8 protein-coding genes are annotated in these 13936 nt (G+C 62.3%); 5 read left to right on the top strand and 3 right to left on the bottom strand.

Annotated elements, in window-relative coordinates:
* Window positions 1-21: 21 nt before the first annotated feature.
* Together uvrC and uvrA are read right to left on the bottom strand one after the other, a co-directional pair.
* Complete coding sequence (uvrC, locus tag BISU_RS01600; protein ID WP_024463782.1) at window positions 22-2661, bottom strand: excinuclease ABC subunit UvrC; 2640 nt, start codon at window positions 2659-2661, stop codon at window positions 22-24.
* Window positions 2662-2844: 183 nt separating this feature from the next.
* Entirely contained in the window at window positions 2845-5781 is a 2937-nt protein-coding gene (uvrA, locus tag BISU_RS01595; protein WP_226839157.1) for an excinuclease ABC subunit UvrA, read from the bottom strand.
* Window positions 5782-6179: 398 nt separating this feature from the next.
* Between uvrA and BISU_RS01590 the strand changes: the two genes are divergently transcribed.
* The 5 genes from BISU_RS01590 to BISU_RS01570 all read left to right on the top strand — a co-directional run bounded on the left by BISU_RS01590 (window position 6180) and on the right by BISU_RS01570 (window position 13095).
* Complete coding sequence (locus BISU_RS01590) at window positions 6180-7109, top strand: TspO/MBR family protein (RefSeq protein ID WP_024463780.1); 930 nt, start codon at window positions 6180-6182, stop codon at window positions 7107-7109.
* Between the two features lie 331 nt (window positions 7110-7440).
* On the top strand, window positions 7441-9042 hold the full coding sequence (locus tag BISU_RS01585; protein WP_024463779.1) for an ABC-F family ATP-binding cassette domain-containing protein: 1602 nt from the start codon (window positions 7441-7443) through the stop codon (window positions 9040-9042).
* Between the two features lie 320 nt (window positions 9043-9362).
* The gene (locus BISU_RS01580; protein ID WP_024463778.1) at window positions 9363-11192 is read left to right on the top strand and encodes a bifunctional ADP-dependent NAD(P)H-hydrate dehydratase/NAD(P)H-hydrate epimerase; all 1830 of its coding nucleotides are present in this window, start codon (window positions 9363-9365) and stop codon (window positions 11190-11192) included.
* Between the two features lie 134 nt (window positions 11193-11326).
* On the top strand, window positions 11327-11986 hold the full coding sequence (locus BISU_RS01575) for an HAD family hydrolase (RefSeq protein WP_024463777.1): 660 nt from the start codon (window positions 11327-11329) through the stop codon (window positions 11984-11986).
* Window positions 11987-12168: 182 nt separating this feature from the next.
* On the top strand, window positions 12169-13095 hold the full coding sequence (locus BISU_RS01570) for a LysR family transcriptional regulator (RefSeq protein WP_024463776.1): 927 nt from the start codon (window positions 12169-12171) through the stop codon (window positions 13093-13095).
* Window positions 13096-13339: 244 nt separating this feature from the next.
* Here BISU_RS01570 and BISU_RS01565 read toward each other — a convergent pair whose 3' ends face one another.
* Window positions 13340-13546 (bottom strand): hypothetical protein, encoded by a 207-nt coding sequence (locus tag BISU_RS01565; RefSeq protein WP_024463775.1) that lies wholly within the window; start codon window positions 13544-13546, stop codon window positions 13340-13342.
* Window positions 13547-13936 lie beyond the last annotated feature (390 nt).

Genomic DNA, 13936 nt, shown 5'->3' with positions numbered 1-13936 from the left:
GCGCCATAGCGCAGCTGCGGCTCAGGATGCCCGGGAGCCTTCTTTGTGCAACGCGCGGTAAATGGTTTGGGCTTTCGCCTCGCCGATGCCTTTGACGGCCATAAGCTCTTCGAGCGAGGCCTGTCGCATCGCCCTGACCGAGCCGAAGGCGTTGAGCAGACGCTTCTGATAAGCCTCGCCGATGCCTGGGATGTCATCCAACGCCGAGCGCAGGGCCCCCTTTCGTCTCGTCTGTCGATGGTAGGTGATGGCGAAGCGGTGCGATTCGTCGCGCACGCGCTGCAGCAGGTACATGCCTTCGGATTGGCGCTTGAGAATGATCGGGTAGTCGTCATCCGGCACCCAGACCTCTTCCAGCCGCTTGGCCAGGCCGCATACGGCCACATCGTCCACGCCGGAGTCCTTCAGCGCACGCGCCGCCGCCATGACCTGCGGCTTGCCGCCGTCGACGACGATCAGATTGGGCTTGTAGGCGAAATGATGACGCTCGGCGTTCTGCTGGACGATCGGCTCTTCGATCATGGCCGCATGCGCGGGAGCCTCAGCAGCGTCTGCGACAGCAGCGGCGCCAATGACTCCAGCATTGGCGTTCTCTTCTTTCATGTCCCCGCCTTCGGCCAAGCCGCGCTCCGAGGCTTTGCGGATGCGCTGCTCGGTTTCGAGGTCCTCGCCGGAGTCGCCGGCGATATTGCCGTGCTTGAAGCGCCTGGTGAGGGTTTCGTACACGGCGCTCAAGTCGTCGAGCGCGCCTTTGCCGTCGTCGCCACGTATCGCGAAACGACGGTATTCCGACTTTTTCGCGATGGCATCCTCGAATACCACCATCGAGGCGACCTGGAAGACGCCCCCGATGGTGTTGGAGATGTCGTAGCCTTCGATGCGCAGCGGGGCCTGCTTGAGACCCAGCGCCTTGGCGACGTCGTTCATCGCCTGGGTGCGGGCGCCCATGTCGCTGATGCGGCTGAGCTTGCTGCGCTGCAGCGCCTGCTTGGCATTGTCGTTGGCGCGGTCCATCAGCGCCTTCTTCTCGCCGCGCGAAGGAACATGAATCGTCACCGAGGACCCGCGCAGCTGACTGAGCCATATCTCCAGCTCGGCCCGACGCGCAGGCTCGACCGGCACGATGATCTCGCGCGGTATCGGAGCGATCGGGGCCAGCAGATCGGCCCGGCCGGTCTGCTGCTGACGCTCCCTGCGGGTGCGCGTCGCCTGGGCGCGCGCTATGGCATCCGTGGCGGTTATGGTCTGCGTGGAGCCAAGGGCATCGCGTCTCGCGCGGATATGCACCGACGGACGGCCGGATTGCGACGCGGCATCGCTCGAGGTCTCAGGGTCAGCCGAATCGGGTTCGTCTTGCGCGTCAAGATCCTCTTCTGTTTCGGCGCAAGCTGACGTTGCAATGCCATGAATATCCTCATGCGATGCTATGCCATCGTCCGCATTGGCATCATCGTGCGACTCGGCGCCGTACTCCGCATCCGTTTCGACCCTGGAGCTTCCGTCGCCATCGGCGGCAATCTCATGCTCGCCAGCAGCTGCCACCTCAGATTCGAGCGCAGCCGGTGCAATCGAATCCTCATACTCGGGCAGAGCCAGCCCGCCGGAATCCTGTACTCCGGAATCCTGTACGTCATTGGCAGACGCCGTCTCGATATCCGAATAGACCTGCACGATGAGGTCCGAGATCAGCTCGGCGTCGCTGACGTCTTCGACGCGTTCGACGCTCCAATTGCGTTCGCCGCGTATAGAACCGAATCGCACGAAGAACGCATGCACCGAGGCTTCGAGTTCGTCGGATTCCATGCCGAACACATCCGCGTCGACATCTTGGCTGAACACGACGGCATTCTGCTCTCCGACGGTCTGCAGCATCTGGATCTGGTCGCGCAGCCGTGCAGCCCGTTCGAATTCCATGTCGGCGCTGGCCTGCTTCATCTCGCGGGTCAGCTGGTTGATGTAGCTCTTGCCGAAGCGCCCCGTAAGCACGCCGACGAGCCGCTCGCAGTCCCGGCGATGCTCATCCAAGCCGATTCTGCCCACGCAGGGCGCGGAGCATTTGCCGATCGAGGCGAGCAGGCATGGTCGCCCGGTCAGCTGCGCCCGATGGAACACGGCAGGAGAGCAGGTGCGCACCGGGAAGGTCTTGAGCAGCTTGTCCAGCGAATGCCGCAGATCCCACACCTTCGCGTACGGACCGAAATACCGCGTGTCTTTGCGTTTGCGGTTGCGCGTCACCCAGACGCGAGGCACGTCCTCGCCTACCGAAACCGCCAGATAGGGGTAGGTCTTGTCGTCGCGGAACACCACGTTGAAGCGCGGATCGAATTCCTTGATCCACGTATATTCCAGCGTCAGCGCCTCAAGCTCGGTGCCGACCACGGTCCATTCCAAGCTTCTGGCGGTGAGCACCATCGTCTGCGTGCGCGGATGCAGCTGATTGAGCGGCTGGAAGTAGTTGGTCAGCCGGTTGCGCAGGTTCTTGGCTTTGCCGACATAGATCACGCGGCCTTCGCCGTCGCGCCATTTATAGACGCCCGGCTCGGCCGGAATTTCGCCGGTCTTGGGCCGGAACAGGTCGCGCGAGTCACCCAGCTGCTTAGCCGTGCTGCTGGCTGTCCTGCGCCATTCGTCCGGGCTGTGCCTCTCGATGATTCCTGTCATGGCCTTTCCTTTGCGTCTCGTGCGGCTTTCGAGACATTCGCCTCTTGCCATCCCGCATTTACGCCGTTTATGTCTTCCGCCGCGTCTTCTCAGCTAGGCTTTCCCTGTCGCATGGGCTTCCGCCCCGCCGCGCTTTACCTGTCGCCGCCGCAGCTGATCCTCATATCTGCACATACATGTCCATCATGCCAGCATGGGCTTGAGGAAACGACCTGTCCAGCTTTCCTCGCATTGGGCGACCTGCTCCGGCGTGCCTTCGGCCACGATGGTGCCGCCGCCATTGCCGCCTTCCGGGCCGAGGTCGATAAGCCAGTCAGCGGATTTGACGACATCGAGATTGTGCTCGATGACGATCACCGTGTTGCCCTTGTCGACCAGGCCGTCCAACACGAGCAGCAGCTTGCGCACGTCCTCGAAGTGCAGACCGGTGGTCGGCTCGTCCAGAATATAGACGGTGCTGCCTGTCGAACGGCGCTGCAGCTCGGTGGCCAGCTTGACACGCTGCGATTCGCCGCCGGACAGAGTCGGCGCCGGCTGCCCGAGGCGGATATAGCCCAGTCCCACCTGCACCAAGGTGTCGAGATACCGGGCGATGGAGGGATATGCCTTGAAGAACTGCGCGGCCTCCTCGATCGGCATGTTGAGCACATCGGCGACGGTTTTGCCGTTGTAGGTGACTTCGAGCGTCTCGCGGTTGTAGCGCTTGCCGTGGCATTCCTCGCATTCCACGTAGACGTCCGGCAGGAAGTTCATTTCGATCTTGAGCGTGCCGTCGCCGTGGCAGGCCTCGCAGCGCCCGCCCTTGACGTTAAAGGAGAAGCGGCCGGGGCCGTAGCCACGCACCTGAGCCTCCGGCGTCTTGGCGAAGAGCGTGCGAATCTTGTCCCACACGCCGGTGTAGGTCGCCGGGTTAGAGCGGGGCGTTCTGCCGATGGGATTCTGGTCGACGTGAATCACCTTGTCGCACTGGTCCACGCCTTCGATGCGGGTGTGCTTGCCCGGCACGATGCGCGCGCCGTTGAGCTTGTCGGCCAGCACCGGGTAGAGAATCGAGTTGACCAGCGTGGACTTGCCCGAACCGGAGACGCCGGTGACGCAGGTCATGACGCCTACGGGGAAGTTCACGGTCAGGTTCTGCAAATTGTTCTCGCGTGCGCCCACGACCTTGAGCTGCTTGGTCTTGCGCACCTTGCGGCGCTTCGCGGACACGGCGATGCTGCGCCGACCGGCCAGATAGTCTCCTGTCACCGAGCGCGAGGCTTCGACGAGATGCTTCGAGGGCCCGGAGTAGATGACCTCTCCCCCATGCTCGCCGGCTCCCGGCCCGATATCGACCAGCCAATCGGCCTTCTCGATGGTCTCCTGATCGTGCTCGACCACGATCAGCGTGTTGCCAAGGTCGCGCAGATGGTGCAGCGTGGAAATCAGTCGCTCATTGTCGCGCTGATGCAGTCCAATCGACGGCTCGTCCAGCACGTACATGACGCCCACCAGCCCCGAGCCGATCTGCGTGGCCAGGCGAATGCGCTGCGCTTCGCCGCCGGACAGGGTTTTGGCGGCGCGCGACAGGGTCAGGTAGTTCAGCCCAACATCGTTGAGGAAGCCCAGTCGGGCGCGAATCTCCTTGAGCACTTCGCCGGCGATCTTCACGGCCGAACCGGTCAGCTTCAGCTCGTTGACCCATGCGAGAGCATGCTCCACGGGCATATCGCAGACATCCGCGATGGACTGGTCGTTGACCGTGACCGCCAGCACCTCGGGGCGCAGCCGCTTGCCGTGGCAGGCCTGGCACGGCACTTCGCGCATATAGGATTCGTAGTACTGCTTCATCTGGTCCGAATCGGTCTCGTCATGCCGGCGCATCAAGGTTCGCACCACGCCTTCGAAGCCGGTCGAATACTCGCGCATACGGCCCCACCGGTTACGGTAGGACACATTGACTTTGAAATCATGGCCGTACATGATGGAATGGCGCACGTCCTCGGGCAGCTTCTTCCACGAAGTATCAAGGCTGAAGCCCATCTCCTCGCCCAAGCCTTCAAGCACATGGCGATAGTATTCGCCGGTGCCCTTGGTCATGCCCCACGGTTCGATGGCGCCTTCGTTGAGGGTTTTGTCCGGGTCGGGAATCACCAGCTCCGGGTCGATTTCGAGGTTGAAGCCGATACCGGTGCATTCCGGGCATGCGCCGTACGGTGCGTTGAATGAGAAAGTGCGCGGCTCGATCTCATCGAGGTCAAGCTGGTGGCCGTTCGGGCAGGCGCGCTTCTCGGAGAAGGGCCGGCGACGGTTCGGGTCCTTGACGTCAAGATCCACGAAATCGACGATGACGATGCCTTTGGCCAGTTTGAGCGCGGTCTCTATGGAATCCGTGAGCCGCTGCCGTATGCCGTCCTTGATGACCAAGCGATCCACGACGACCTCGATCGTGTGCTTTTTCTGCTTGGTGAGCTTGATGTCATCGGAGAGCTGGCGCATCTCGCCGTCGATCAGCGCACGTGAATAGCCGTCGCCGCGCAGCAGTTCAAGCAGATCCTCGAACTCGCCCTTGCGCCCGCGCACGACCGGCGCAAGTATCTGGAAGCGCGTGCGATCAGGATAAGCGAGCATGGCGTCCACCATCTGCTGCGGCGTCTGGGCGCTGACGAGCTCGCCGCACACCGGGCAGTGCGGGACGCCCGTGCGGGCGAACAGCAGGCGGAGATAATCGTAGATCTCGGTGATGGTGCCGACCGTGGATCGCGGATTGCGGTTCGTGGTCTTCTGGTCGATGGAGACGGCGGGGCTCAGCCCCTCGATGAAGTCCACGTCGGGCTTGTCCATCTGGCCGAGGAACTGGCGAGCGTAGGCGCTCAGCGATTCGACATAGCGTCGCTGCCCCTCGGCGAACAAGGTGTCAAAGGCCAGCGAGGACTTGCCCGAGCCGGACAGCCCGGTGAACACGACCATGCGGTTACGCGGAATCGCGAGATCGACGTTGCGCAGGTTGTGCTCGCGAGCGCCTTGGATGGTGATCTTCAAATCGCTGGGAATGTGTGAGATATCCGCTACCAGCGAACCATTCGACCCCTTCAGCTGCGCCTTCGCCAGTTCCCTTGAGAGGAACGTTTCGCTGTCCAAGACATGTTCCGCAACCGAGTCATGCTGCGCCGTGACGCTGTGCGCTGCCGAATGAGAAGCCACTATGTGAGAAGCCACCGATACCTCCAAAGCCGTCTGTTGATTCCACCCAAGAATACCGCATCTTCGGACTATTTTCGAACATGTGTTCGACTTTCGACACGCGGCCCTTCATCTTCAGCGAACCGCGGCCGACTGCCAGGACCATGGCCGATATACTTATGCACAGGTTGTCTGACCGCCTCGCGCGACGGAGCTCGACGCATGAGTTCAGTACCGTAGCTGTTCTCTATCGCAGCTGGTGTATGGCACCGGGCGGGTGCGTCATGTTTCGAACCTGCCGAATTCGGGTACCACGCGGCTCGCAGGCATCGGGCCAGACCATCAGGGAGGGTCATATGACAACGGCCAATGATTTCACTGGCAACTCAGCAGCCGGCAATCCGGCCGCTGCTCGCGCCAATGACCATGATTCGGACGCGCGACTCGCGCAGCAGGCACGCGAAGGGGTCCCCGCGAAGCCGTCAGGCGATGGCGGCAATGCCGATATCGCCAACGGCAAAGCCCCACGGCATTGGACTCGCACCGAGGCGATAATCGCATGGACCGCTTGGGCGGTGATGCTGGGCTTCAACGCATTCGCGCAGATCGGCAAACTAGGCGGGGTCTCGACCGGAGAGATCTCCAATGAAGCCTTCTCCTGGTTCACGCCGGCGGGATATGCGTTCACCATTTGGGGCGCGATCTACATCGGTCTTGCGATTTGGCTGGTGACATTGTCGCGCGACAAGAGCCGCAAACAGCTCGGCCCGTTGCCGATGAGCGCACGCGGCGCGTTGTTCGTCCTCACCTGCGCGCTGAATATCGCATGGCTTGTCACATGGCATTACAAGCAGTTCACTGCCAGCATCATCATGATCGCGTTGCTGTTGGCCGCCGTCTGGACACTATGCGCGCTGAGCCGAGGCGATGGGCGCAACGTGCTGGACTGGGCCCCGCTGTCGCTGTATGGCTCATGGCTTGCCGTGGCGACCATCGCCAATATCATGCATGTGGTCTCGCGCCATTTCGACCCGAAGGGCGGCAACGTGCTCGTGCAGGCCGTCTCGACGCTCGCTTTGCTTGCGCTGCTGGTCGCCGTGTCCGCGTTCATGAACGCCCGCATGCATGACTGGATGTTCGGTCTCGTCGTCATCTGGTCGGCAGTGGCCATCGGCGTGCGGCTTATGGATACGTCAAAGATATTCGCCGTGGCGCTTATCGTGTTCGCCACCCTGAGCGCGATCGTCATCTACACCCCGTGGACGCGTCTGCTGCCGCGCCGCTGATGCGCATCGGCGTGCGGCATTGCCGAGCTGCTGGATGAGCGAGCGTGTTTTGACCGTCGAAACGCGCCAACCCATCCAGTAGCGAATATGCAGCCCGCCCTGCTGGGCGGGTTCGTCGCGTTGGACTGTGCCGAAACGCGCGAATCCGCCGAGCAGGCGATGTTTTCATGGCCGTAACGCCATTCATCGATACCCCCTCGCTATGATGATGCTCCGTTGCATGACATTGAATGACGATTGACACGAGGTCGATATGCGTGTCGACGATTGAGCGCGCGATCACGCGCGCATATTCACCACATAGCTGCAGAGGAAAGACGGTAGGTAGGCCATGGCGATTGAGGCACAGGGACTTGAGATTCAGATCGGCGCGCGCACGCTGCTCCATCCCACCGACTTCCACGTAGCCAAAGGCGACAAGATCGGCTTGGTCGGCCGCAACGGCGCAGGCAAGACGACGCTGACGCGCGTCGTCACCGGCGACATGCTCCCTTCAGCGGGAAAAGTTCGCATCAGCGGCAAACTGGGCTACTTGCCGCAGGACACCCACGCCGCCGATCCGCAGCAGACCGCACTCGACCGGCTGATGAGCGCCCGCGACATCGCCGCGATCATCACCCGCCTGCGCAAGTCGGAAAAAGACATGACCGATCCCGATCCGGATATCATGATGAAGGCCATGGACCGCTATGACAGGGCCATGCAGGACTTCGAGAAGGCCGGCGGCTATGCGGCGCAGTCCGAGGCCATCGCCATGGCCGACAGCCTGGGGCTGCCGCAGGAGACGATGGAGCAGCAGCTGGGCACCCTTTCCGGCGGCCAGCGCCGCCGCATCGAATTGGCGCGCATCCTGTTCTCGGATGCCGACACCATGATCCTGGACGAGCCGACCAACCATTTGGACGCTGATTCGATCGAGTGGCTGCGCAGCTATCTCAAGCGTTTCGAGGGCGGTTTCCTCGTCATCTCCCACTCCACCGAGCTGCTGGACGAGGTGGTGAATAAGGTCTGGCATCTGGATGCGCAGCTGGGGCAGATCGATATGTATTCGCTCGGCTGGAAAGCCTACCTGCATCAGCGCGTGGTCGATGAGGAGCGCCGTCGCCGCGAGCGCGAAGTCGCCGAGAAGAAGGCCGACCGTCTCATGAAGCAGGGCATCAGGCTGCATGCCAAGGCCACCAAGGCCGTCGCCGCCCAGAACATGATGCGCCGCGCCGAGCGGCTGCTTTCGCAGACCAGCGAGGCCGAAACGAAGGAGAAGGTGGCGGATATCCGCTTCCCCGAACCCGCGCCCTGCGGCCGCACGCCGATCACCGCCGAGGGCATTTCCAAGGCCTACGGCTCGAACATCGTGTTCGCCGGCATCAATCTGGCGATCGACAAAGGCTCGCGCGTGGTCATATTAGGCTATAACGGCGCGGGCAAGACCACGACGCTGCGTCTGCTGGCGGGCGAGGAGCAGCCCGACACCGGCGAGGTCATCTACGGCCATGGCTGCAAGATCGGCTACTTCGCGCAGGAGCACGATACGCTCGATCTCGATGTGTCAGTGCTCGAAAACCTGCAGCATGTGGCCCCCGAACTCGACGATACGCATGCCCGTTCGATTCTGGGTAGCTTCCTGTTCTCCGGCGACGACGCGATGAAGCCGGCCAAGGTGCTTTCCGGCGGCGAGAAGACGCGCCTGGCGCTGGCGACATTGGTGACGTCTCGGGCCAACGTGCTGCTGCTCGATGAGCCGACCAACAACCTCGACCCGGTTTCGCGCGACGAGATACTCAAGGCCATCGCCAAATACGAGGGCGCTATCATCCTGGTCACCCACGACGAAGGCGCGGTGCAGGCGCTCGACCCCGAGCGCGTGCTGCTGATGCCCGACGGCGACGAAGATCTGTGGAACGACACCTATCTGGATCTGGTCGCCGAGGAATAGACTGTGGCTGATTACGTCGGTCAGCCTCTCCTTTCCTTGCCCTAACTCTCAACTCGCCTTCGCCACGGCTCTGCCCCCAACCTTGCCCTGCCCTGCCCCATCGTCAGCGTACGTTTTCTGTCACGCTGACGGATCCGTATCGGAAAACGTGCACTGAGCTGCGGTTATCGTACGCTTTCCAACATGAGCCTGCGAAACGTGACAGAAAGCGTACGCCCGCCATGGCAAACGGCCCGTGGATAGGACGCAGGGATTGATTGGCGACCCACGCCAGGGACTACAGTTGGTGACGTAAGCAACCGCTGCAATCGGGAGATCATATGGAACGCAATACTGAGGATTCGGAACGTCTGAACACCCTGCTGCATAGCGCCTATGACGTGGACACCGTACGCGCGATGGAACGGCCGCTGCTCGATCGCGATATGCCACTCATGCGCATGGCGGCGCGCGCTGCGGCCAGCACGGCGTTGCAGATGCTTGCCGATGCCGATCTGGACGTCGCCGAATCGCAGATCGCACTGCTCGCCGGCGCTGGAGACAATGGCGGGGACGGCTTGTATGCGGCTGCTGACTTGGCCCGTGACGGAGCCGCAGTCACAGCCATCGCCGTAGGTCGCGCACTGCATGACGAGGCCTTCGCCGCATTTGTGCAGGCCGGCGGCAAGGTGCTGGTGCTCGACCCGCAGTCCGATATCCCCGGATGCGCTTCCGGATTCAGCGCGGGCGAGGCGGGCGAACGGCTCCACACCGCCATCACGCTGGCTTCGCAGTCAGATCTGCTGCTTGACGCGATGACCGGCATCGGCATTCACGGCTCGCTGCGCGGCATTCCTTCAACGCTTGCGAAGTCGCTAGGGCTCGATGGCGACCTGCCCTCCGAACCGGCAATTCACGACCCGCAGACCATCTACGATCGCGATACGCCTTTGGTGCTTGCCATCGACACGCCATCTGGCATCGACATCGACGAAGGAACCCTGTCTGGACCGTATATTCCCGCGGACGCGACGGTGATGTTCGGCGCGCTGAAACCATGTGCGATGCTGCCGCCCGCCGCATACGCGTGTGGCGCAATCACGCTTGTCGACTTCGAATTCGACATCGACGAACAGCAACCGGCGATCGAATCGGCCGATGATGGCCTGGCCCGCCAGGCCATTCGGCTCCCCCATCTGGATGACGCCAAATACTCGCGCGGCGTCGTCGGGCTAATCACCGGATCCGCTCGCTTCCCAGGCGCAGCAGTGCTGGGCGCTGAGGCTGCCGCCCGCACGAACACGGGCATGATTCGCTATCTGGGCCCCCAACGCGCCCAGAATATGGTGCTGACTGCCGTGCCCGAGGCAGTGATCGGCAAGGGACATGTGCAGTCGTGGGTCGTCGGGTCTGGCGTGCCTACTGCGAGTGCGGACGAAACCGGCATCGACGCGCAGCGCAGCACGATCGCCGCCCTGCTCGCTCACTATTCGACGGGCGATGAGCTGAGCGGCGACGCTGAGCCGGCTCCGACGACGCATGACGATGCCGATTCCCCGCAGGATGACCCGAGCACGATCGAGGCCTACGACATGCCGGCGATATGCGTCGACGCCGGAGCGCTTGATCTGCTGCCCGCCCACGTGCCGCCGCAGGTGGTGATCACCCCGCATGCAGGCGAGCTGGCCGATCTGCTTGCGGATCTTGGCGAGGACATCGACCGCGCCCAGGTGCAGGCCGAGCCGTGGCGTTGGGCGCAGCGGGCGCATGACATCACCGGGGCAACCGTGCTGCTCAAGGGCGCCATAACCATCGTGGTCGGCGACGACGGCGATGGCGGCACGCGCACGCTGGTTTCCGGTTCGGCGCCCGCATGGCTCGCCACTGCCGGGGCTGGTGACGTGCTGGCCGGCATTACGGGCGCACTGCTTGCCCAGCAGGACGGGCTCCTGCAGCAGGATTCGTCGCTGTGCGTCGAAGTGGCCGCCGCTGCGGCCTATGTGCACGGGATGGCTGCAGGCATCGCCTCGAATAGCGACCAGCAAGGCTGGCAGACGCCACAGGTCTTCGGCATGCCGCCCGTCGTCGCCGAGGACAATGCCGGACATCCAATTGTGGCTTCGGACGTCGTTCGTACGATTGGCGAGGCTCTCGAAGAGCTGTTGTCTTGAGACTCGGCTCACACCTTTTGAACCAGCCCGAAAAAGTGTGAGCCATGTCCCCGAATGCCTTCGCCGCACCCATGCGTTACGCTGGTTCACGCGCGCATTGCACTGCGCGATACCACGAGAAACGGAGCGAAACGATGACCGACATGACCCACGCGACTGAAGCTACGGCCGACAACGCGATCACCGACGTGATTTTCGATTTCTGCGGCGTGCTCATCGACTGGCAGTGCCGGGCATGCCTTGCTGGTCATTTCCCCGATGAGCTAGTGGACGAGATCTGCGCCGACGACGACCCGTATGGCTTCTACCGCTATGAGGACCATATGGATTCGGGCGAGGAATTCGCCGATCTCATCGTGCAATACCGTGAGGAATTCGGCGATGATATGGCAAAAGTCTTTACGTATTACATCGAGCATTACGCCGATTCGCTGCCCCGCATGGTTCCCGGCATGGAAGAGCTGCTCACCGATCTGCACAGCGCAGGCATCGGCGCATGGGGACTGACCAACTGGTCGCATGAGACCTTCCACACGGCGTTCGATCGATTCCCGCAGCTCGAAGCCGCACTCGGCGGCACTGTCGTCTCCGGCTTTGAGCGCAAGCGCAAGCCGAACGCCGATATCTACGAGCTGACGCTGCAGCGCTTCAGTTTGCAGGCCGCGCATTGCGTCTTCTTCGACGATACCGCCCGCAATGTCAGCGGCGCCAACGCCGTCGGCATCCACGGCCTGCTGTTCGCCGATGCGGATATGGCTCGGCACGACCTTCGCCAGCTCGGCGTACGTATCTAGGCCGATTGCCGCCCAAGCCCGAAGAGGCCGCAGACGGCAACCGAAAACCCGGCAAAGATCGGCCGCAATCCGCATGGCAGCTGGCGCCGAAGTCACGCTGTCGGCGATATCGGCGTCGTCTCACAGCCGCATGTCGTTATAAGTAGCCTTTACGTATACCCTCGATGCTATACAAGATATTTATGACTCTGCTCCAGCTCAAGTACATCGTCAAGATAGTCGAATGCGGCTCCATGAACGAGGCCTCGCATGAACTCTACGTGTCGCAGCCGGCTCTGAGCTCCTCGGTCAAGGAGCTGGAGAACGAACTGCACATCGAGATCTTCACCCGCTCCTCGCAAGGCATCGCGCTGACCATCGACGGCGCGGAATTCCTCACCTACGCCCGGCAGGTGCTCGACCAGGCCGCGCTGCTCGAGGAGCGCTACAAGAACGCGAAGCCGCGCAAGCAGCTGTGCGCCGTCTCCACGCAGCACTACATGTTCGCCGTGGAGGCGTTTGTGGAGATGATCAACTCGACCAAATCCGACGAATACGAGTTCACGATCCGCGAGACCCGCACGAAGGACATCATCACGCAGGTCGCCAACATGCTCTCCGAAATCGGCATACTGTACCTGTCGGATTTCAACAAGGACGTGATCGGCAAGCTGCTGCGCGAGAAGCATCTCGAGTTCCACCCGCTTTTCCGTGCGCCGCTGCATGTGTTCATCGCCCGCAGCAATCCGCTGGCCACGAGGCGCAAGGTGACGATGGACGATCTCAAGCCCTACCCCTTCATCCAGTACGAGCAAGGCGAGGACGGCAGCTTCTACTTCGCCGAAGAGGCGGTCTGGCCGGACTACTCCCCCAAGCAGATCAACGTGACCGACCGGGCGACCATCCTCAACTTCATCATCGGGCTCAACGGCTACACGGTATGCACCGGCATCGACAACGGCGACCTGAACAACGAGAAGATCGTCACCGTGCCCCTCGAATCAGACGAGACCATGCTGCTTGGCTGGATCAGCAACGAGCGCGCCAAACTCTCCAACGCCGCCGAAACCTACCTCGCCAAGCTGCGCGAAGTCGTCGCCTCGCACGGCTACACGCTGATCGACGCATAACGAACTCGCCGCACGGAACCACGTATCCTTCTGCCTTGCGCGGCGGCGGGGTGCGTGGTTTTTGCTTTCGCCTACGTGATCTCCCGATTCGTGGGTGCGCCAGTGCGTGAGACGCTCGTGCAGCCCTGCCGTCGTCCAAGCCGCATCGGCGCTGCACCGGCAATCGGCATTATCGGCACGACCACCCTGCACAGCTGAATCGTTTTGACCGGCCATCGCACGCATCAGTCAGCGCCCATCCCAGCTAGCGTTTATCGAAAACTCTCCCGGGCAGCACCATCGCGCCGAGCATGCCGCCGACCGTGAGCAGCAGCAGAATCCCCATACCGACGTGAGGCATGTCAGCGCCGGCTGAAACCGCGGCTACAGCCACGCCGGCGATCACACCAATAATCGCAATGATCCCTAATGCCGCCCACGCCAGCGACCATATCCACGTACCCTTGTTCATCTGCCTTCCACTCCCCTCAGCCAGCCGCAATCCCTGTCCGACGATCAGTTCCGCCTTTCGATTTCCACACTATCTGCGCCCAATCCAGACAGTCCCCATTTTCAAATGCTTTTCATCCGCGGTTCGCCGAAGATTCATCTTGCGCCACGACGCTGCGAAACTCTTCTCGTTGCAGCGCGCGATGCCGTATACGAGCGGACGACGAGCGGCGTGGACGGCGAGCTGAATATGACGGTTGACCGATACGACAAAGGTCCCGCCGTGAATACGACGAGACCTTTGCTCGGTTTCTTGCCAGTCGGCTGCGATACGCACCGCCCCCGGGAGAGCTCAGGAGCCTTCGGCATCGCCTTTGCGAAGCCTTGGCCGCACAGCAAGCGGCCGGAACGA

Source organism: Bifidobacterium subtile (assembly GCF_000741775.1).
Classification (GTDB): Bacteria; Actinomycetota; Actinomycetes; order Actinomycetales; family Bifidobacteriaceae; genus Bifidobacterium; species Bifidobacterium subtile.
This window is presented reverse-complemented; position numbering and strand designations above follow the sequence as displayed.

What these genes read in the sequence shown, in the direction of transcription:
- BISU_RS01570 (WP_024463776.1), top strand. Translation starts at nt 12,169, where the DNA reads ATGACTCTGCTCCAGCTCAAGTACATCGTCAAGATAGTCGAATGCGGC.
- BISU_RS01575 (WP_024463777.1), top strand. Translation starts at nt 11,327, where the DNA reads ATGACCGACATGACCCACGCGACTGAAGCTACGGCCGACAACGCGATC.
- BISU_RS01585 (WP_024463779.1), top strand. Translation starts at nt 7,441, where the DNA reads ATGGCGATTGAGGCACAGGGACTTGAGATTCAGATCGGCGCGCGCACG.
- BISU_RS01565 (WP_024463775.1), bottom strand. Translation starts at nt 13,546, where the DNA reads ATGAACAAGGGTACGTGGATATGGTCGCTGGCGTGGGCGGCATTAGGG.
- uvrC (WP_024463782.1), bottom strand. Translation starts at nt 2,661, where the DNA reads ATGACAGGAATCATCGAGAGGCACAGCCCGGACGAATGGCGCAGGACA.
- BISU_RS01590 (WP_024463780.1), top strand. Translation starts at nt 6,180, where the DNA reads ATGACAACGGCCAATGATTTCACTGGCAACTCAGCAGCCGGCAATCCG.
- BISU_RS01580 (WP_024463778.1), top strand. Translation starts at nt 9,363, where the DNA reads ATGGAACGCAATACTGAGGATTCGGAACGTCTGAACACCCTGCTGCAT.